Here is a 22,125-nt window from a genome sequence, read left to right as displayed (position 1 = left end):
GGGTTCCGCAGACGTCGGGTCCTGAGCGGTCCGGGGTCGGTCGGGGTCAGGAAATGCCCAGCTCTTTGTTGATCAGGTCGAACATCTCGTCGTCCGTCGCGGATTCGAGTCCGGTTCCGGCGGTGGACGGGGTGCCGGTGGCGCCGGTGACGCCGGTGCCTCCGGTCCATCGGGCCAGGAGGTCTCTCAGGCGTGCGGTCACCTTCTCGTCGAGTGCCTCGGCGGCGCCCTCGCCCTCGACGGCGTCCATGGCCGACTCCAGTCGGTCCAGTTCGGCGAGCAGCAGGTCCGCGGGCCGCTGCTCGGGGTCGTCCGCGGAGTCGCCCTCGGGGGCGCACTGTTCGAGCAGGTGCCGGGCAAGGACCGCGGGGGTGGGGTAGCTGAAGATCAGCGTGGCGCGCAGGGTGAGGCCGGTGGCGGCGCCCAGGCGGTTGCGCATCTCGACCGCGGTGAGCGAGTCGAAGCCCAGCGACTTGAACGGCCGGTCGGCGTCGACGGCGTCGGGGTCGGAGTGGCCGAGGACGGCCGCGGTGTGGGTGCGTACCAGGTCGAGTGCGGCCCGTTCGCGTTCCTCGGGGGGCAGTTGGCGCAGTTGTTCGGCGAAGGGGACGGCCAGTGCCTCGGTGTCCCGCCGGCCGGTCTCCGTGGCGGTGGGCGCGGCGGCCCGCCGGACGGGGGTGCGGGCCAGCGCCTTGAGCAGGGCGGGCGGTTCGGTGCCGCGGCGGGCGAGGCCGGGCAGGTCGAGGCGGGTGGGCAGCAGCAGCGACTGGTCGGCGGCGAGGGCCGCGTCGAAGAGGGCGAGTCCTTCGTCCGCGGGCAGCGGTGCCAGGCCCATCCGGCCGATGCGCCGCACATCGGCCGCGCCGAGTGTGCCGGCCATGCCGCTGTCGGTGTCCCACAGTCCCCAGGCGAGGGACAGGGCGGGCAGTCCTTGGGCGCGGCGGTGGTGGGCGAGTCCGTCGAGGAAGGCGTTGGCGGCGGCGTAGTTGGCCTGGCCCTGGCTGCCGAAGGTGGCTGCCACGGAGGAGAACAGGACGAACGCCGACAGGTCCAGGTCGCGGGTGAGTTCGTGCAGGTTCCAGGCGGCCTGTGCCTTGGGGCGCAGGACGTGGTCGACGCGTTCGGGGGTGAGTCCGTCGAGGATGCCGTCATCGAGGACGCCGGCCGCGTGGACGACCGCGGTGAGCGGGTGCTGCGCGGGTACGGCGGCCAGGAGCGCCGCCAGCTGGTCGCGGTCGGCGATGTCGCAGGCGGCGACGGTGACCTCGGCGCCCGACTCGGCCAGTTCGGCGGTGAGTTCGGCGGCACCGGGGGCGTCGGGGCCGCTGCGGCTGGTGAGCAGCAGGTGTCGTACGCCGTGCCGGGTGACGAGGTGGCGGGCGAGGAGCGCGCCCAGGGTGCCGGTGCCGCCGGTGACGAGAACGGTGCCGGTCAGGTCCTGGCCGGTGGCCGGGCGGGTGAGATCGACGGGGACCTCGGGGACGGTCAGGACGACCTTGCCGGTGTGGCGGGCCTGGCTGAGGTGGCGGAAGGCCTCGGGGGCCCGGCGTACGTCCCAGGTGGTGACCGGCAGCGGGCGCAGCGCCTGTCGCTCGAACAGGCCGAGCACGGCGGTGAGCATCGCCTGGGTGTGGTCGGGGTCGACGTCGCGCAGGTCGAACGCCTGGTAGCCGACGCCGGGGTGGTCGGCGGCGACGGCGGCCGGGTCGCGCAGGTCGGTCTTGCCCATCTCGACGAATCGGCCTCGGGGGGCGAGGAGTTCGAGGGAGGCGTCCACGAACTCGCGGGCCAGGGAGTTGAGTACGACGTCCACACCGTGTCCGCCGGTGGTGGCGCGGAACTTCTCCGCGAAGCCGGTGTCGCGGGAGGACGCGATGTGGTCGTCGTGGAGGCCCATGTCGCGCAGCGTCGGCCACTTGGCGGGGGACGCGGTCGCGAACACCTCGGCGCCCAGGTGCCGGGCCAGTTGTACGGCGGCCATGCCGACGCCGCCGGTGCCCGCGTGGATCAGCACCCGCTCCCCCGCCTTGAGGCCGGCGAGGTCGACGAGGCCGTGGTAGGCGCTGAGGAACACGATGGGTGCTGCCGCGGCCTCGGTGAAGGTCCAGCCGTCGGGTACGCGGGCCAGCAGCCGGTGGTCGGTGACGGCGACGGGGCCGTAGCCGCCGGAGAACAGGCCGAGTACGTGGTCGCCGACGGCGAGTCCGGTGACCTCGGGACCGGTCTCCAGGACCACACCGGCGCCCTCGCGTCCGGGCACTTCGCGGTCGAGCATGCCCAGGCAGACCAGGACGTCACGGAAGTTGACGCCGGTGGCGCGCATCCCGACCCGCACCTGGCCCGGCGCGAGCGGTCCGCCGACCTCGGGGCAGGCGACGAGCGCCAGGCTGTCGAGGGTGCCGGGGGTGGTGACATCGAGCCGCCACAGAGGCTCGCCGGGCGGCGGCAGGAGGCTGCCGCCGGTGCCGGCGGGGGCCAGGCGGGGGGCGTGGACGGTGTCGCCGCGGAGGGCTAGCTGGGGTTCGTCGGTGGTGAGGGCGGCGGCTGCGGCGCGGGTGGGGCTGTCGCCGGTGCCGGTTCCGGCCGCGGGCAGGTCGAGAAGGCTCAGGCGGCCGGGGTGTTCCGACTGCGCCGACCGCAGCAGGCCCCACACGGAGGAGGCGGCCGGGTCCACCGGTGCGCGGTCGCCGTCGGCGGGTACGGCCCCGCGGGTCACGACGACGAGCCGGGCGGCGGCGAAGCGGTCGTCGGCCAGCCAGTGCTGGACCAGGTCGAGGGTGTGGTGCAGTGCCGTACGGGCCGCCTGCACCGGGTCGGCCCCGGGCTCCCGGGGCGCCGGTACGGCCTCCACGAGCACCGTGTCCGGCAGTGTCATACCGGCGTCCACGGCCGTGGCGAGCGCCGTGAGGTCGGCGTGGTGCCCGGCGGCGGGGTCGGGGAGTCCGTCGATGCGCGGTCCGACGACGACCCAGGGGGTGTCGCCCGGCGTGGGCGACTCGGCCGGGAGGGGCAGCGCGCTCCAGTCCACCCGGAACAGGCACTCCTCGACGCCCGTACGGGCGGACCGAGCCGGGGCCAGCGCCTCGGGGCTCAGCCGACGCAGGGTGAGCGCGTCGACGCGGGCGACGAGCCTGCCCTCGGTGTCGGTGAGGGTGAGCGCCAGGGTGTCGTCGTCGACGGGCGTGAGCCGGACCCGTACGGCGGAGGCGCCCACGGCGTCGAGGGTGACCCCGCTCCACGCGAACGGCAGCCGCACCGCGCCGGTGTCGTCGGAGCCGATGCGGTCGGCGCCGGTGCGGTCGGCGGCGAGCCAGGCGTGCAGGGCGGCGTCGAGCAGTGCCGGGTGCAGTCCGTGGCGGGCGGCCTCGGCCTGCTGTCCGGCGGTGAGGCTGACCTCGGCGTACACGTCGGTACCGTCCCGCCAGACGGCGCGCAGGCCCTGGAAGACGGGACCGTAGGCGTAACCGCGGTCGGCGAGGCGCTCGTAGAAATCGTCCAGGGGGACGCGTTCGGCGTCGGCGGCCGGGGCGACGGCGTGCTCGGGCTCGGCGGTGTCCGTGGTGTCCGTGGTGTTGTCGATGAGGCCGGCGGCGTGGCGCACCCAGGCGTCGGGGGCCGCGTCGGGTGTGTCGGGCTGGGAGTGGACGGACACGGTGCGCCGTCCCGACGCGTCGGCGGCGCCGACAGTGACCTGGACGCGGACGCCGCCGTCCTCGGGGAGCACGAGCGGCGCCTCCAGGGTCAGGTCGGCGACCCGGGCGCAGCCGACGCGCCGGGCGGCCTGCAGGGTCAGTTCGAGGAACCCGGTGCCGGGGAAGAGGACGGCGCCCGCGACGGCGTGGTCGCGCAGCCACGGCTGGGCGGCGAGCGAGAGGCGGCCGGTGAGCAGGGCGCCGGTGCCCTCGGCGAGGGTGACCTCGGCACCGAGCAGCGGGTGCGCGGACGAGGTGAGGCCAAGCGTGGTGGCGTCCCCGGCCGTGGCGGCGGAAGCGGAAGTGGTGGGCCAGAAGTGCTGCCGCTGGAAGGGGTAGGTGGGCAGCGTGGTCGGGCGGGCCCCCGTCCCGACGAACAGGGCGGTCCAGCGCGGTGCGGTGCCGCGCGTGTGGAGGGCGGCGACGGCGGTGAGCAGGGCGGTCGTCTCGTCGCGGTCCTTGCGCAGTGCGGGCATGTGCAGCGTCGGTGCGGCCGGGTCGGCGTGCGTCTCGGCGGCCGCCAGCGCGGTGAGGGTGCCGTCGGGTCCCAACTCCAGCCAGTTGACGGCTCCTTCGGCGGCGACCCGACGCACTCCGTCGGCGAACCGCACGGCGTGACGGACGTGCCGCACCCAGTACTCGGGCGACATCAGCTCGTCCACGCTCGCGAGGTCGCCGGTGAGTGCGGAAACCACGGTCAGCCGGGGCCGGTTGTAGGCGAGGCTCTGGGCGACGGCACGGAAGTCCGCCAGCATCGGCTCCATCAGGGGCGAGTGGAAGGCGTGGCTGACACGGAGGGCGGTGACCTTGCGGTCCTGGGCGCGGAAGTGCGCGGCGATCGGTCCGACCGCCTCGGCGGTACCGGCGACCACGGTCGCCTCGGCGCCGTTGACGGCGGCGATGCCGACCTCGTCCTCGCGGCCGGAGAGCAGCGGCAGCACCTCGTCCTCGGCGGCCTGGAGCGACGCCATGGCACCGCCGGGCGGGAGGGCCTGCATCAACCGGCCGCGCGCGGCGACCAACGTGCAGGCGTCGGCGAGGGACCAGACGCCGGCGACGTGCGCGGCGGCCAGCTCGCCGATGGAGTGGCCGAGCAGGACGTCCGGGCGGATGTCCCAGGACTCCAGCAGCCGGAACAGGGCGACTTCGAGGGCGAAGAGGGCGGGCTGGGTGAACTCGGTGCGGTTGAGGGCCTCTGCGTCGTCGTCGAAGACCACGGCCTTCAGGTCGAAGGGCAGTTCCGCGTCCACCGCGTCGAAGGCGTCGGCGAACACGGGGAAGGTCTCGTACAACTCCCGCCCCATGCCGAGGCGTTGCGATCCCTGTCCCGCGAAGAGGAACGCGGTGCGTCCGCCGCTCGCGGTTGCCGTGCCGGTGATCAGGCGGGCCGTCGTCTCCTGGCGGGCCAGGGCGCGCAGTCCGTCGAGAGCCTGCGCGCGGTCCTCGGCGAGGACGACGGCACGGTGCTCCAGCGCGGACCGGGTCGTGGCGAGGGAGAGCCCGATGTCCTGCGGGGTGAGTCCCGGGTCGGCGGCGAGGAACTCCGCCAGCCGTTCCGCCTGGGCGCGCAGGGCCGTGGGGTCGGCGGCGGAGAGCGGGAGCGGGACGGTACGGCGGTCTGTGTCCGGTGTGGTGGGCTGCGGACCGGCCGGGGGCTCGGGGGCTTCTTCGAGGATGACGTGGGCGTTGGTGCCGCTGATGCCGAACGACGAGACTCCGGCGCGGCGCGGGCGGTTGTCCGGGCAAGACCACTGGGTGTTCTCGGTCAGCAGGGTGATGTCCCCGGCCGTCCAGTCCACGTGGGACGACGGTTCGTCGACGTGGAGGGTGCGCGGGAGGACGCCGTGGCGCATGGCCATGACCATCTTGATGACTCCGCCGACGCCCGCGGCGGCCTGGGCGTGGCCGATGTTCGACTTCAACGAGCCGAGGTACAGGGGCTGATCGGCGGAGCGGTCCTGGCCATAGGTGGCGAGGAGGGCCTGCGCCTCGATGGGGTCGCCGAGGGGGGTGCCGGTGCCATGGGCCTCGACCGCGTCGACGTCGGCGGGCTTGAGCCCGGCACCGGCCAGGGCCTGGCGGATGACGCGCTGCTGGGACGGACCGTTGGGGGCGGTCAGGCCGTTGGAGGCACCGTCCTGGTTCACCGCCGAACCGGCGACGACGGCGAGCACGCGGTGACCGTTGCGGCGGGCGTCCGACAGCCGCTCGACCAGCAGCAGGCCCACCCCCTCCGACCACGCGGTGCCGTCGGCCGCATCGGAGAACGCCTTGCAACGGCCGTCGGTCGCGAGACCGCGCTGGCGCGAGAACTCAAGGAAGGTCTCCGGGGTCGCCATGACCGTCACACCACCGGCGAGCGCGAGGTCGCACTCGTTGGAGCGCAGGGCCTGGGCGGCGAGATGCAGGGCGACGAGCGAGGACGAGCAGGCCGTGTCGACGGTGACCGCCGGGCCCTCGAAGCCGAAGGTGTACGCGATGCGACCGGAGGCGACACTGCCCGTGTTCCCGGTCATCAGGTATCCACCCGAGTCGTGCTCACCCGCGCGGAGGAAGGAGCCGTAGTCCTGGGCCATGGCGCCGGCGAAGACGCCGGTGCGGGAGCCGCGCAGCGACGCGGGGTCGATCCCGGCCCGCTCGAACACCTCCCACGAGGTCTCCAGCAGCAGCCGCTGCTGCGGGTCCATGGCGAGGGCTTCACGCGGCGAGATACCGAACAGCGTGGCGTCGAACTCGGCGGCGCCCTGGAGGAAACCACCTTCGCGGACGTACGTACGGCCCGGGGTGCCCGGCTGGGGGTCGAAGAGCGCGTCGAGGTCCCAACCTCGGTCGGCGGGGAAGGCGCCGATGGCGTCGCCGCCCTCGCTCACCAGCCGCCACAGGTCCTCGGGGGAGCTGACGCCGCCCGGGAACCGACAGGCCATGCCCACGATCACGACCGGGTCGTCGTTGACACCGACCGCGGCCGGAAGGGCGGCCGGGGACGTCCCCGCGTCGGCGGAGCCGTCGTCGGCCAGCTCGGACAGGAGCAGGCGGGCCACCTCGGCGGGGGTGGGGTGGTCGAAGACGAGGGTGGCGGGGAGCCGCATGCCGGTGGCGGCGTTGAGGCGGTTGCGCAGTTCGACCGAGGTGAGGGAGTCGAAGCCGAGGTCCTTGAAGGTCTGGTCGGCCTCGGCCCGGTGCGTGGAGTCGTGTCCGAGGACGGCGGCGGCCTGCGTGGCGACGAAGTCCCGCAGGAAGCGTTCGCGGTCGGCGCGGGACAGGCCGAGCAGCCGGTCGCGCAGGTCGCTGCCGCCGCGCGCCTCGACCTCCTCGGCCTTGCGGCGGCCGTGGGCGCGGACGAGTGTGCGCAGCAGCGCCGGAACGTCTTCCGGGGTACGGCGCCGAAGGGCCGGGATGTCCCACTCGACCGGGAGGACGGCGGGCCGCTCCAGACCGCCGTCCAGCTCAAGGGCCGCGTCCAGGAGTGCGAGGCCGTGTTCGGGGGCGAGTGGGAGCATCCCGGCCCGGGCGAGGCGGCGCAGGTCGGCCTCGGTCAGTTCGGCGGTCATTCCGGCGCCGGGCGCCCAGGGGCCCCAGGCCAGGGAGGTGGCGGGCAGGCCGACTGTGCGGCGGGTGGCCGCGAAGGCGTCCAGGAAGGCGTTCGCGGCCGCGTAGTTGGCCTGGCCGGCGCCGCCGAAGGTGCCGGTTACGGAGGAGAAGACGACGAAGGCGGACAGGTCCGCGTCGCGGGTCAGCTCGTGCAGGTGCGTGACCGCGTCGGCCTTCGGGCGCAGGACGCGGGTGAGGCGGTCGGGGGTGAGGGCGGAGATCACGCCGTCGTCCAGGACGCCTGCCGTGTGGATGACGGCAGTGAGCGGTCGGTCGGCCAGGGCGGCGGCCAGGGCGTCGCGGTCGGCCACATCGACGGCGGCCACCTCGACCTGGGCGCCCAACTCGGTCAGCTCGTGTACGAGTTCGGCGGCGCCCGGCGCGTCGGTGCCGCGGCGGCTGGCCAGCAGCAGGTGCCGTACACCGTGCTCGGTGACCAGATGCCGGGCGACCAGCGCGCCCAGTCCGCCGGTACCGCCGGTGACCAGGACCGTGCCCTCCGGGTCCAGCGGAGCGGGCACCGTCAGAACCACCTTGCCGACGTGACGGGCCTGCGACAGGTACCGGAACGCGTCCGGGGCCCGGCGCACATCCCAACAGGTGACCGGAAGAGGCTTCAACGCGCCGGTCTCGAACAACGCCACCAGTTCGGCGAGCATTTCCCCGACCCGCTGGGGCGCCACGTCCATCAGGTCGAAGGCCTGATACGCCACACCAGGGTGCTGAGCAGCGACCGTCTCCGGATCGCGGATGTCGGTCTTGCCCATCTCCAGGAACCGCCCACCACGCGGCAACAGCCGCAGTGAAGCGTCCACGAACTCACCGGCCAGCGAGTCCAGGACCACGTCCACGCCGTGACCATCGGTCACAGCGAGGAACGCCGCCTCGAAGTCCGTGTCACGCGACGACGCGATGTGCCGGTCATCCAGACCCGCCGCCCGCAGCGCGTCCCACTTCCCGGCACTCGCCGTACCGAACACCTCGGCGCCCAGGTGCCGCGCAAGTTGGGTGGCAGCCATACCCACACCGCCGGCCGCCGCGTGCACCAGCACTCGCTCACCCGCACGCAGTTCACCGAGGTCGGTGAGGGCGTAGTACGCGGTGAGGAACACCACCGGCACCGACGCCGCCTCCGCGAACGACCAACCCCGCGGGATCCGCGCGATTCTGCGGGCGTCCGCCACGGCCTCCGGGCCGAAGGACCCGGAGAACAGGCCCATCACCCGGTTGCCCACGGCCAGTTCGGTCACACCGGGGCCGACCTCGGTGACGACACCCGCGCCCTCCAGACCGAAGTCCTTCGCGTCACCGGGATACATACCGAGCGCGTTGAGCACGTCACGGAAGTTCAGTCCGGCGGCACGTACGGCGATACGGACCTGGCCCTCACCCGGTTCCGTCCGTTCGACCGGCGTGAGAGCCAGCCCCTCCAGCGTGCCCTTCTCCACGATGTCCAGCCGCCACGCAGACCCGTCGACCGGCACGACCAGGGAACCGTCGGCCGTCGCCCGGCCGAGACGCGGCACGTACACCGCGCCCCCGCGCACCGCCACCTCCGGCTCACCGGCGGCCAGGGCGCTTCCCACCGCTGACCAGGACGCGTCGGTGCCGTCGAGGTCCAGCAGTGCGAACCGCTCCGGTGCTTCAGCGCGTGCGGCGCGCACCAGGCCCCATACGGCGGCCTGGGCGGGATCGGGCTCCGTGCCGTCGGCGTTCACCGCGCCCTCGGTCACCACAACGAGCCGGGCGCCCTCGAACCGCTCCTCCGCCAGCCACGTCTGCACCTGGGCGAGGAGCGTGCGGGTGATCTCGTGTGCGGCGTCCGCCGCCGCGGCGGCGGGGCGCTTGACGCGGATCAGGACGTCGGTGCCGGGTGCGACCGGGTCGCCGGGCAGTTCGTCGGCCAGGTGGGCGTCGTGGTTCTGTCGGTCGGGGGTGACGGGCGTGGCCAGCGGGGTCCAGTCGACCTGGAAGAGGTTCTGGCGGTGCGTGTCGGCTCCGGTGAGAGCACCCTCCCGGAGGGTCAGCGCCTCGACAGTGGCCACCAACTGACCTGTGGTGTCGCCCAGTTCCAGCGTCACCGTGTCAGTGCCGGCCGGAGTCATCCGTACCCGCAGTTCCCGAGCACCGGACGCCCACAGGGACACCCCGGACCAGGCGAACGGCAGCCGCGCCCGCCCGTCGGCCAGTACCGGAGAGAACAGCACCGGGTGCAGCGCGGCATCCAACAGCGCCGGATGCAGACCAAACCCACCCGTCTCCTGCTCAGCAGGAAGCGCTACCTCCGCGAAGACCTCCTCACCCCGCCGCCACACGGCCCGCAGCCCCTGGAACACGGGCCCGTACGACAGACCGAGACCGGCGAAACGCTCGTACACGTCCTGCACCGGCTCCGCCGTGGCCCCCTGCGGCGGCCATACAGCGAAGTCCGGCTCCGCGCGCCGACCGGAGGCTGCGGCGAGAGCGCCCGTCGCGTGCAGAGTCCACGCATCACCGTCCAAGGCGTCCTCGGCACGGGAATGGATCTCCAACGCACGCCGGCCGGACGCGTCCCCCACGCCGACCCGCACCTGCACACGCACCCCACCCCGCCCGGGCAACACCAGCGGCGCCGCGAGCGTCAGATCCTCCACCCGGTCACAGCCCGCCGACTCCCCCGCCCGCAGAGCCAGTTCGAGGAAGCCAGTCCCCGGGAACACCACCGAACCCGCCACCACGTGATCACGCAGCCACCCCTGCACGGCCGACGACAGACGGCCCGTGAGCAACACCTCACCGTCACCACCGGCCAGCTCCACCGCCGCACCCAGCAACGGATGCTCCGCCGACCCCAGACCGACCGCGCCGAGGCCGTTGGCGGACACGGTAGTGGCCGACGGCCAGTAACGGCGGCGCTGGAAGGCGTAGGTGGGCAGGTCCGCCGCCACCCTGGTCGACGCAGTCGGCCGCCCGGTGAACAGCGCGGCCCAGTCGAGCTCCGCGCCACGGGTGAAGAGTTCGGCCGCCGCCGACAGCACCGAACGGGTTTCCGGGCGGTCCGTGCGCAGAACCGGCACGAACAGCCGGTCGTCGGCGTCGTCGACCGTGGACTGGGCGAGGGCGGTGAGGGTGCCGTCGGGGCCCAGTTCCAGGTAGCTCGTGACACCCTGCTGGGCAAGGGTCCGTACACAGTCGGCGAAGCGCACCGGACGCCGTACGTGTTCCACCCAGTGCTCGGCCGACATCAACTGCTCGGCACTGGCGGCCTCACCGGTCAGGGTGGAGACGACGGGGATGCGGGGGCGGGAGTAGGTCAGGCTCTCGGCGACGGTACGAAAGTCCGCCAGCATCGGCTCCATCAGGGGCGAGTGGAAGGCGTGGCTGACCCGGAGGGGGGTGACCTTGCGGTCCTGGGCGCGGAAATGGGCGGCGACCGGCTCGACGGCTTCGGCCGCTCCGGCGATCACGACGGACCGGGGGCCGTTGACGGCCGCGAGGTCGACGCCGGTTCCGTCGAGCAGCGGCAGTACCTCCTCTTCGGAGGCCTGTACGGCGACCATGGCGCCGCCGACCGGGAGGGCCTGCATCAGTCGGCCGCGGGCGGCGACGAGCTTGCAGGCGTCGGCCAGGGACCAGACTCCGGCGACGTGGGCGGCGGCGATCTCGCCGATGGAGTGACCCGCGAGCACGTCCGGGCGGACGCCCCACGACTCCAGCAGCCGGAACAGGGCCACTTCCAGGGCGAAGAGCGCGGGCTGGGTGAACTCCGTGCGGTTCAGGACCTCTTCGTCGTCGCCGAAGACAACCGCCTTCAGGTCGAAGGGCAGTTCCGCGTCCACCGCATCGAAGGCGTCCGCGAACACCGGATACGTCCCGTACAACTCCCGCCCCATACACAGGCGTTGCGACCCCTGCCCCGCGAAGAGGAATGCCGTACGTCCGCCGGTCCGGGCCGAGTTCTGGACGATGCCGGGTTCAACGCGGCCTTCCGCCAAGGCGTGGAGCGCGTGCAGGAGTTCGTCGCGGTCGCCGGCCAGGACGACGGCTCGGTGTTCCAGAACCGTGCGCGTGGTGGCCAAGGCAACGGCCGTTTCGGTCAACGGGAGCTGCGGACGGGCCTCCACGAAGTGGGCCAGTCGCTCCGCCTGGGCGGGGAGGGCACCGTTGGCGGCGGACAGCACCCAAGGCAGGACGTCCGGACGTTCCTCAGTGATGATCTCCGTCTCGGCCTCGGGTGCTTCTTCGAGGATGACGTGGGCATTCGTGCCGCTGATGCCGAACGACGAGACACCGGCCCGGCGCGGACGGCCGTCCGGGCGAGTCCATTCGGCGTTCTCCGTCAGCAGGGCGATGTCCCCCGCCGACCAGTCCACGTGCGACGACGGCTGGTCCACGTGCAGCGTGCGCGGAAGCACACCATGCCGCATCGCCATGACCATCTTGATCACACCGCCCACGCCCGCGGCGGCCTGCGTATGACCGATGTTCGACTTCAACGAGCCGAGGAACAGGGGCTGATCAGCGGAGCGGTCCTGGCCGTAGGTGGCGAGCAGCGCCTGTGCCTCGATCGGGTCGCCGAGGGGCGTACCCGTGCCGTGCGCCTCCACCGCGTCCACATCGGCCGGACCGAGCCCGGCACCGGCGAGCGCCTGCCGTATCACCCGCTGCTGCGACGGACCGTTCGGCGCCGTAAGCCCATTGGACGCACCGTCCTGGTTCACCGCCGACCCGGCCACCACCGCGAGCACCCGGTGCCCCTGGCGCCGCGCGTCCGACAGCCGCTCCACCAGCAGCAGACCCACACCCTCCGACCAGGCGGTACCGTCCGCCCCGTCGGAGAACGCCTTGCAACGTCCGTCACCCGCGAGCCCCCGCTGACGCGAGAACTCCAGGAAGGTGTCCGGTGTGGACATCACGGTGACGCCACCGGCGAGGGCGAGGTCGCACTCGCGGGAGCGCAGGGCCTGGGCGGCCAGGTGCAGGGCGACCAGCGACGACGAACAAGCCGTATCGATAGTGACCGCGGGTCCCTCGAAACCGAAGGTGTAGGCGATGCGCCCCGAGGCGACGCTGCCGGTGTTACCGGTCAGGAGGTAGCCGTCCGCCCCTTCGGAGGTGCCGCGCAGCCTGGTCCCGTAGTCCTGGGCCATGGCGCCCGCGAAGACGCCGGTCCGGGAGCCGCGCAAGCTCGCCGGGTCGATTCCGGCCCGCTCCAACACCTCCCACGAGGTCTCCAGCAGCAGCCGCTGCTGCGGATCCATCGCCAGCGCCTCACGCGGCGGGATACCGAAGAGGGCGGCGTCGAAGTACGGGGCGTCGTAGAGGAAGCCGCCTTCGCGGACGTAGGTGTGTCCGGCCCGGCCCGGCTCGGGGTCGTAGAGGCTGTCGAGGTCCCAGCCTCGGTCGGCCGGGAAGGCGCCGATGGCGTCGCCGCCCTCGCTCACCAGCCGCCACAGATCCTCCGGTGAACCGACCCCGCCCGGGAAGCGGCAGGCCATGCCCACGATGACGATCGGGTCGTCACCGACGGAGGCCGGCGTCGGGAGGAGTGCGCCGCCCTCGGGTTCGGTGCCGTCGACCAGCTCGGTGACGATGTGCCGGACGAGAGCGGCCGGTGTCGGGTAGTCGAAGATCAGGGTGGCGGGGAGCCGCATACCGGTGGCGGCGTTGACGCGGTTGCGCAGTTCGACCGAGGTGAGGGAGTCGAAGCCCAGCTCCTTGAAGGTGTGCTCGGGGTCGATGTCGGCGGCCGAGCCGTGGCCGAGGACGGCGGCCGCGGCACCCCGCACCAGGTCGGCGACCATACGGTCCCGGTCGGCGGGCAGGGCCGCGCTCAGCCGCGCCGTGAGGTCCTGGCCGTGGGCGCGGTTTGCGGCTCCGGCCTTGCGGCGGGCGCGTACCTTGACCAGGGCGCGCAACAGTGCGGGCACCTCGTCGGCCGCACGGCGGCGCATGCCGGCGAGGTCGAGCTCCACCGGCAGGACCGTGGCGCCTCCGATGCTGCCGCCGCGCTCCAATGCCGCGTCCAGCAAGGCCAGTCCGCGCTCCGGTGCGAGGGGCTGCATGCCCGAGCGGGCCATACGGCGCAGGTCGGCCTCGGACAGCTCGGCCGTCATCCCGGCGCCGGGTGCCCAGGGGCCCCAGGCCAGGGACGTGGCGGGCAGGCCGGCCGAGCGACGGGCGCCGGCGAAGGCGTCCAGGAAGGCGTTGGCGGCGGCGTAGTTGGCCTGTCCGGCTCCGCCGAAGGTGCCCATGACGGAGGAGAAGACGACGAACGCCGCCAGGTCCGCGTCGCGGGTCAGCTCATGCAGGTGCGTGACCGCGTCGGCCTTCGGACGCAGCACCCGGGACAGACGTTCCGGCGTCAGGGAGGCCACCACACCGTCGTCGACCACGCCGGCGGTGTGCACGACGGCGGTGAGCCGGTGACCCGCCAGGGCGGCGGCCAGGGCGTCGCGGTCGGCCACGTCCACGGCGGCCACCTCGACCTGGGCACCCAACTCCGTGAGCTGCCGCACGAGTTCAGCGGCGCCCGGCGCCTCGGGGCCGCGGCGGCTGGCCAGCAGCAGGTGCCGTACACCATGCTCCACAACCAAGTGCCGGGCGACCAGCCCACCCAGCCCACCCGTACCGCCCGTCACGAGCACCGTGCCGTCGACATTCAGCGGCGCGGACATGGTCAACACGACCTTGCCGATATGGCGGGCCTGGGAGAGATACCGGAACGCCTCGGGCGCCCGACGCACATCCCAACAGGTCACCGGCAGCGGCTCCAGCACGCCCGCCTCGAACAACGCCACCAGCTCGGCGAGCATCTCCCCGACCCGCTGGGGCGCCACGTCCATCAGGTCGAAGGCCTGATACGCCACACCGGGGTGCTGAGCAGCGACCGTCTCCGGATCGCGGATGTCGGTCTTGCCCATCTCCAGGAACCGGCCACCACGCGGCAACAGCCGCAGCGAAGCGTCCACGAACTCACCGGCCAGCGAGTCCAGAACCACGTCCACGCCGTGACCATCGGTCGCGGCGAGGAACGCCGCCTCGAAGTCCGTGTCACGCGACGACGCGATGTGCCGGTCATCCAGACCCGCCGCCCGCAACGAGTCCCACTTCCCGGCACTCGCCGTACCGAACACCTCGGCACCGAAATGCCGGGCGAGCTGCGTCGCCGCCATACCCACACCACCAGCAGCGGCATGCACCAGCACCCGCTCACCGGCCCGCAACGAACCCAGGTCCCTGAGCGCGTAGTACGCCGTCAGGAAAACCACCGGCACCGATGCCGCCTGCGCGAACGACCACCCCACCGGGATACGGGCCACAGTCCGCGCGTCCGCGACAGCAACAGGCCCGAACGCACCCGAGAACATCCCGAACACCCGGTCACCCACGGCCAGTCCACTCACGCCCGGACCGACCTCGGTGACCACACCCGCGCCCTCCAGACCGAAGTCCCGCGCATCCCCCGGATACATACCGAGCGCGTTCAGCACATCCCGGAAGTTCACCCCCGCCGCACGCACCGCGACCCGGACCTGACCCTCACCCAGCTCCGTCCGCGCGACCGGCGTGAGAGCCAGCCCCTCCAGCGTGCCCTTCTCCACGATGTCCAGCCGCCACGCGGACCCGTCGACCGGCACAACCAGGGAACCGTCGGCCGTCGCCCGGCCGAGACGCGGCACGTACACCGCGCCCCCGCGCACCGCCACCTCCGGCTCACCGGAGGCCAAGGCGCCCGCGACCACCGCCCAGGATTCCTCCGCGCCGTCCACATCCAGCAGCGCGAACCGCCCCGGCGTTTCCGCCCGTGCCGCACGCACCAGGCCCCACACCGCCGCCAGCACCGGATCGGCGTCCTCGCCCGCCTCGACGGAGACCGCGCCCTCCGTCACGACGACCAGCCTGGCCGCCTCGAACCGCTCATCGGCAAGCCAGTCGCGCACCAGCGCGAGCGCGTCGGCGGCAACGGCATGCACGGCCGCCGGATCCACGGAACCGGCCGGACGCGCGATACGGACGAGCAGATCCCCGGACACGGCGTCACCCGTGGCGGGCAGCCCGGCGCTCACTTCGGGCACGGGCCCGATGGCCGCCGGCTGTCGGGTCCAGTCGATCCGGAAGAGCCCGTCCTGCGACGTCGTAAGGGGCCCGGACACCTCACGCAGTACCAGGGAGTCAATCGTGGCCACCGCACCCCCGGCCATGTCGACGAGGTCCAGGGAGACGGCGTCCGCGCCGACCGGCGCCACGCGGACGCGCAGCTCGCGCGCGCCCGTGGCCCACAGCGACACACCGCCCCACGAGAACGGCAGCCGGAGTGAGGTGTCGCCGCCGAAGGCGCCGTGCAGGACGGCGTGGAGCACCGAGTCCAGCAGGGCCGGGTGGACGCCGAAGCGTCCGGCGGGTTCCTGTTCCCTCTCGGGCAGGGCGACCTCGGCGAAGACCTCGTCGCCGCGCCGCCACAGGGCGCGCAGTCCGCGGAACGCCGGCCCGTACGCCAGTCCCAGGCCCTCGAAGCGCTCGTACGCGCCCTCGACCGGTTCGGCGATCGCGCCCTGCGGCGGCCATACGGTCAGGTCTGTGCCGCCCTCGTCGCGCCGCGCGGCGACGGCGACGCCGCTGGCGTGGAGGGTCCACGCATCGTCCGCGGAGGCGCCCTCGGACCGCGAGAAGACGCTGATGGCGTGGCTGCCCGACTCGTCGGGGCCGCCGGCCAGCACCTGGATCCGCACGGCGCCGTCCTCGGGCAGGACGAGCGGAACGGCGATGGTCAGCTCCTCCACTCGGTCGCAGCCGACCTGTTCGGCGGCGTGCAGGGCGAGTTCCAGGAAGCCCGTGCCGGGGAACAGGACCGCGCCGGACACGACGTGGTCGCGCAGCCAGGGGTGCGAGCGCAGGGAGATACGGCCGGTGACGACCAGGCCGTCCGAGTCGGCCGGGGCGACGGCCGCGCCGAGCAGCGGATGGTCGGCGGAGGCCAGGCCGAGTCCGGCGATGTCCCCGGTGCGGCGCTGCGGGTCGGGCGTCGGCCAGTACGTACGGCGCTGGAAGGCGTACGTCGGCAGTGGGACCGTGCGCGCGCCGGTGCCGGTGAAGTGCGCGGACCAGTCGACCTCGCCGCCCTGCGTGAACAGCGTGGCGACGGCGGCGAGCAGCGCCTCGGTCTCGGGGCGGTCCTTGCGCAGGGCGGGGACCAGGGTCTCGGTGCCGGCGTCGAGGCAGTCCTGGGCGAGGGCGGTGAGGGTGCCGTCGGGGCCCAGCTCGACGAATCGGGTGATGCCCTGGGCGGCGAGTGCGCGCACGGCGTCGGCGTAGCGGACGGTGCGGCGGACATGGGTGACCCAGTAGTCGGGGGTCATCAGTTCGGCCGGGTCCACGAGGGTGCCGGTGACGGTGGAGACGAGCGGCAGTTCGGGACGCTCGTACGTCAACTCCTGCGCGACGGCGCGGAAGTCCGCGAACATCGGTTCCATCAGCGGCGAGTGGAAGGCGTGGCTGACCCGGAGGGCGGTGACCTTGCGGTCCTGGGCGCGGAAGTGGGCGGCCACGGACTCCACGGCCCCGGCCTCCCCCGCGATCACCACGGCCTGCGGGCCGTTGACGGCCGCGATGCCCGCGACGGCCTGGTCCAGCAGCGGCAGTACCTCCTCTTCGGAGGCCTGTACGGCGACCATCGCGCCGCCCACCGGGAGGGCCTGCATCAGTCGGCCTCGGGCGGCGACGAGCTTGCAGGCGTCGGCCAGGGACCACATTCCGGCGACGTGCGCGGCGGCAATCTCGCCGATGGAGTGACCCGCGAGCACGTCCGGGCGGACGCCCCACGACTCCAGCAGCCGGAACAGGGCCACTTCCAGGGCGAACAGCGCGGGCTGGGTGAACTCGGTGCGGTTCAGGACCGCTTCGTCGTCGCCGAAAACAACCGCCTTCAGGTCGAAGGGCAGTTCCGCGTCCACCGCGTCGAAGGCGTCCGCGAACACCGGGTAGGTCTCGTGGAGTTCGCGGCCCATGCCCAGGCGCTGGGAACCCTGACCGGCGAAGAGGAAGGCGAGGCGGCGGCTCGCGCGGTTGTCGGTGCCCGTGATCAGGCGGGGGTGGCTTTCGCCGGCGGCCAGGGCGGCCAGGGCCTCGCGGAGCTCGGTCCGGTCAGTGGCCAGCAGCACCGCGCGGTGGTCCAGCGTGCTGCGGGTCGTGGCCAGGGACAGACCGAGATCGGCGGGGGTCAGGTGCTCGTCGTCGGCGAGGAAGGCGTCCAGACGTGCGGCCTGGGCGCGCAGGGCGTCGGGGTCGGCGGCGGAGAGGGGCAGGGGGACGGTACGGCGAGGGGCGGTGTACGGGGCTTCGGGCCGCGTGTCGTTCTCGGTCTCGGGTGCTTCTTCGAGGATGACGTGGGCATTCGTGCCGCTGATGCCGAACGACGAGACACCGGCCCGGCGCGGACGGCCGTCCGGGCGAGTCCATTCGGCGTTCTCCGTCAGCAGGGCGATGTCCCCCGCCGACCAGTCCACGTGCGACGACGGCTGGTCCACGTGCAGCGTGCGCGGAAGCACACCATGCCGCATCGCCATGACCATCTTGATCACACCGCCCACGCCCGCGGCGGCCTGCGTATGACCGATGTTCGACTTCAACGAGCCGAGGAACAGGGGCTGATCAGCGGAGCGGTCCTGGCCGTAGGTGGCGAGCAGCGCCTGTGCCTCGATGGGGTCGCCGAGGGGCGTACCCGTGCCGTGCGCCTCCACCGCGTCCACATCGGCCGGACCGAGCCCGGCACCGGCGAGCGCCTGCCGTATCACCCGCTGCTGCGACGGACCGTTCGGCGCCGTAAGCCCATTGGACGCACCGTCCTGGTTCACCGCCGAACCGGCCACCACCGCGAGCACCCGGTGCCCCTGGCGCCGCGCGTCCGACAGCCGCTCCACCAGCAGCAGACCCACACCCTCCGACCAGGCGGTACCGTCCGCCCCGTCGGAGAACGCCTTGCAACGGCCGTCACCCGCGAGCCCCCGCTGACGCGAGAACTCCACGAACATCTCCGGGCCCGCCATCACCGTCACACCACCGGCCAGCGCCAGGTCGCACTCGCGGGAGCGCAGGGCCTGGGCGGCCAGGTGCAGGGCGACCAGCGACGACGAACAAGCCGTATCGATGGTGACCGCGGGCCCCTCGAAACCGAAGGTGTAGGCGATGCGCCCCGAGGCGACGCTGAGCGTGGTGCCGGTGAGGACGTAACCGTCGGACTCCTCGACCGCGTCCTTCAGACGTGTTCCGTAGCCCTGTTCCACGAGGCCGGCGAAGACACCGGTGCGGGAGCCGCGCAGGCTCGCCGGGTCGATTCCGGCCCGCTCGAACACCTCCCACGAGGTCTCCAGCAGCAGCCGCTGCTGCGGATCCATCGCCAGCGCCTCACGCGGCGAGATACCGAAGAGCCCGGCGTCGAAGCGGGTCGCGTCGTGGAGGAAGCCGCCCTGGCGGACGTAGACATGGCCGGGGGTTCCGGGTTCGGGGTCGTAGAGGCTGTCGAGGTCCCAGCCGCGGTCGGTCGGGAAGGCGCCGATTGCGTCGCCGCCCTCGCTCACCAGCCGCCACAGGTCCTCGGGCGAGCCGACCCCACCGGGGAAGCGGCAGGCCATGCCCACGATGACGATCGGGTCGTCGTCCGCGTCGCCCGACCGGGCGACGATCTCCGCGTCCGTCCGGCCGGTGGCCGGGGAGAGCTGGTCCTCGATGTGGGCGGCGACGGCCTGGGGCGTGGGGCGGTCGAAGAGCAGGGAGGCCGGGAGGCGCAGGCCTGTCGCGGCCCGGAGGCGGTTGCGCAGGTCGACGGAGGTCTGGGAGTCGAAACCGAGGTCCTTGAAGGTGCGCCGGGGTTCGACCTCGTCGGCGGAGTCGTGGCCGAGGATCGCGGCGGCGTGCGAGCGGACCAGGTCCAGCAGGGCCGTGGCACGCTCCCGCCGGGGCAGCCCGTCGAGGCGGGCGCGCAGTGCCGAGGCGGCGTCCTCCACATCCTCGTCCTCGGACTCGGTGGGGCGCACGGAGGGCTCGACGGGCTTCGCGGGGGCCCCGGGAGCGGTCACCGTGTCGGGCAGCCAGTAGCGGCGGCGGCGGAAGGCGTAGGTCGGCAGCTCGGTGCGGCGGCCGCCGTGGGCGGAGAGGACGGGGGTCCAGTCGACGGGCACGCCGGTGGTGTGGAGGGCGGCGAGCGCCTCCAGGAGGGCGCGGGCGCCGGGGCGGTCCTTGCGCTGGGCGGGGACGGCGGCGATGTCGTCGGTCGTCAGGGTCTGCTCGGCCAGTGCGGTGAGCGTGCCGTCCGGGCCGAGTTCGAGGAGGTGCCGTACGCCCTGGGCCTCCAAGGTTCGGACGCCGTCGGCGTACCGGACGGGCTGCCTCACATGCCGTACCCAGTACTCGGGGTCGGTGAGCTCGTCGAGGGTGGCGAGGCGGCCGGTGACGTCGGAGACGATGGGGAGTGCGGGGTGGCCGTAGGTGACTTCGGTGAGGACCGTGCGGAACGCGTCCAGCATCGGCTCCATCAGGGGCGAGTGGAAGGCATGGCTGACCCTCAGCGCGGTGACCTTGCGGTCCAGGCCGCGGAAGTGCGCGGCGACCGACTCCACGGCGTCGGCGGCACCGGAGACGACGATCGCGGACGGGCCGTTGACCGCGGCGATGCCGAGTTCGTCCTCGCGGCCCGCCAGCAGCGGCAGCACCTCGTCCTCGGTGGCCTGGAGCGACACCATGGCGCCGCCTTCGGGCAGTGCCTGCATCAGACGGCCGCGCGCGACCACGATGCGGCAGGCGTCGGCCAGTGACCACAGTCCGGCCACGTGCGCGGCGGCGATCTCTCCGACCGAGTGACCGAACAGCACGGTCGGCCGTATCCCGAGGGACTCCAGCAACCGGTACAGGGCGACTTCGAGGGCGAAGAGGGCGGGCTGGGTGAACTCGGTGCGGTTCAGGACCTGTGCGTCCGTCCCGAACACAACTGCCTTGAGGTCGAAGGGCAGTTCCCCGTCCACCGCGTCGAAGGCGTCGGCGAACACGGGGAAGGTCTCGTACAACTCCATCCCCATACCGAGGCGTTGTGCCCCCTGCCCGGCGAACAGGAAGCCGGTCCCCGCGCTGCCCGGTTCGCAGACTCCGGTGAACACGTCGGTGCTCGGCGTGCCGGAGGCGACGGCTGTCAGGCCCCGCCGCAGGTCGGCGACGTCAGTGCCGAGGACGACGGCCCGGTGCTCGAAGCGGGTGCGGGTCTCGGCGAGGGAGTGGGCGAGGTCGGCCGGGTGGGCGGTGGGGTGGGTCTCCAGGTGGGCGAGAAGGCGTTCGGCCTGGGCGCGCAGGGCCTTGCCTGTGCGGCCGGAGACAATCCACGGCAGGTCCGAGTCCGGGGCAGCGGTGGGGGCGGCAGCGCGGGGCTCCCGCCATTCCTCCAGTACGACATGGCAGTTGGTGCCGCCCATGCCGAACGAGGAGACGCCCGCCCGGCGCGGTTCCGCTCCCTGCGGCCAGGTCAGGGGCTCGGTGGCGACGCGCAGGTTCAGTTCGTCGAAGGGGATCTCGGGGTTGGGGTGCCGGTGGTTGAGGCTGGCGGGGATGCGGCCGTGGCGGAGGGACAGGACCGTCTTGAGCAGGCCGGCGATTCCGGCGGCGCCTTCCAGGTGGCCGATGTTGGTCTTCACGGAGCCGACGACCAGGGGTGAACCGTCGGTGCGGGCGCGGCCGACGACCGTGCCGAGGGCGGCCGCCTCCACCGGGTCGCCGAGGCGGGTGCCGGTGCCGTGGAGTTCGACGTACTGCACCTGGGACGGGTCGAGTCCGGCGTCGCGGTAGGCGAGGCGCAGGACTTCTTCCTGGGCCTCGCGCAGGGGTGCGGTGAGTCCGTCGCCGCCGCCGTCGTTGTTGGTGGCGCTGCCGCGGATGACGCAGTGGACGCGGTCGCCGTCGGCGAGGGCGCGGTGGAGGGGCTTGAGGAGGACGAGGGCGCCGCCCTCGCCGCGGACGTAGCCGTTGGCGCGGGCGTCGAAGGTGAAGCAGGTGCCGTCCGGGGAGAGGGCGCCGAATCCGTCGGAGGCGAGGTCGCTGTCGGGGGCGAGGACGAGGTTGACGCCGCCGGCGAGGGCGAGTTCGCTCTCGCCGCGGCGCAGGCTCTCGCAGGCGAGATGGACGGCGACGAGGGAGGAGGACTGTCCGGCGTCGACGGTGAGGCTGGGGCCGCGCAGGCCGAGGACGTAGGAGAGGCGGTTGGCGATGAGGCCGCGGTTCAGGCCGCTGAGGGTGTGGCGGCCGACGGCGTCGGGGCCGAGGCCGCGGGTGAGGGCGGCGTAGTCGTCCCAGATGGCGCCGACGAAGACGCCGGTCCGGCTGCCGCGCAGCCGTCCGGGGACGACGGCGGCCTCTTCCAGGGCCTCCCAGCCGAGTTCGAGGACGAGGCGCTGCTGGGGGTCCATCGCGGCGGCTTCGCGCGGGGAAATGCCGAAGAAGGCGGCGTCGAAGCGGTCGACGTGGTCGAGCCAGCCGCCGCGGCGGGGCGCGGAGGCGGTGCCGAGGCGGTTGGCGGGGGTCTCTGTGACGGCGCTCGTGCCGTCGGCGAGCAGCCGCCAGAACGCCTCGGGGTCGGGGGCCTGGGGGAAGCGGCAGGAGATGCCCACCACAGCGATCGAGTCGCGGTCGCCCACGGCGGTACCGTCCAGGGGTTCCGACACGTCTTCCCGTGCGTGTGCGTCTTCTGGCGCCACGGCCACTGCCTCCGCCCTACGGATCCAGCTCATTTTCTGGCCGTGCAATCCGGCCGGATCCGACTGTCGCGCCGTCCGCGGGACAATCGGTGGTTGCGATGCTTGTCATACTGGCGGCTGCCTGCGGGCGA

At 73.3% G+C, this 22,125-nt stretch carries 1 protein-coding gene; it reads right to left on the bottom strand.

Annotation, left to right across the window (positions count from 1 at the left end):
• Positions 1 to 46 precede the first annotated feature (46 nt).
• Positions 47 to 21,934 carry an SDR family NAD(P)-dependent oxidoreductase gene (locus tag ACZ7L7_RS17675; RefSeq protein WP_472076402.1) on the bottom strand — a complete coding sequence of 7,296 codons (21,888 nt, stop codon included), beginning with the start codon at positions 21,932 to 21,934 and terminating at the stop codon, positions 47 to 49.
• Between the last annotated feature and the right edge of the window lie 191 nt (positions 21,935 to 22,125).

This window comes from Streptomyces sp. NPDC110618 (genome assembly GCF_055657065.1).
Note: the sequence above shows the minus strand (reverse complement) of the source record. Positions and strands in the feature narration are given on the sequence as shown.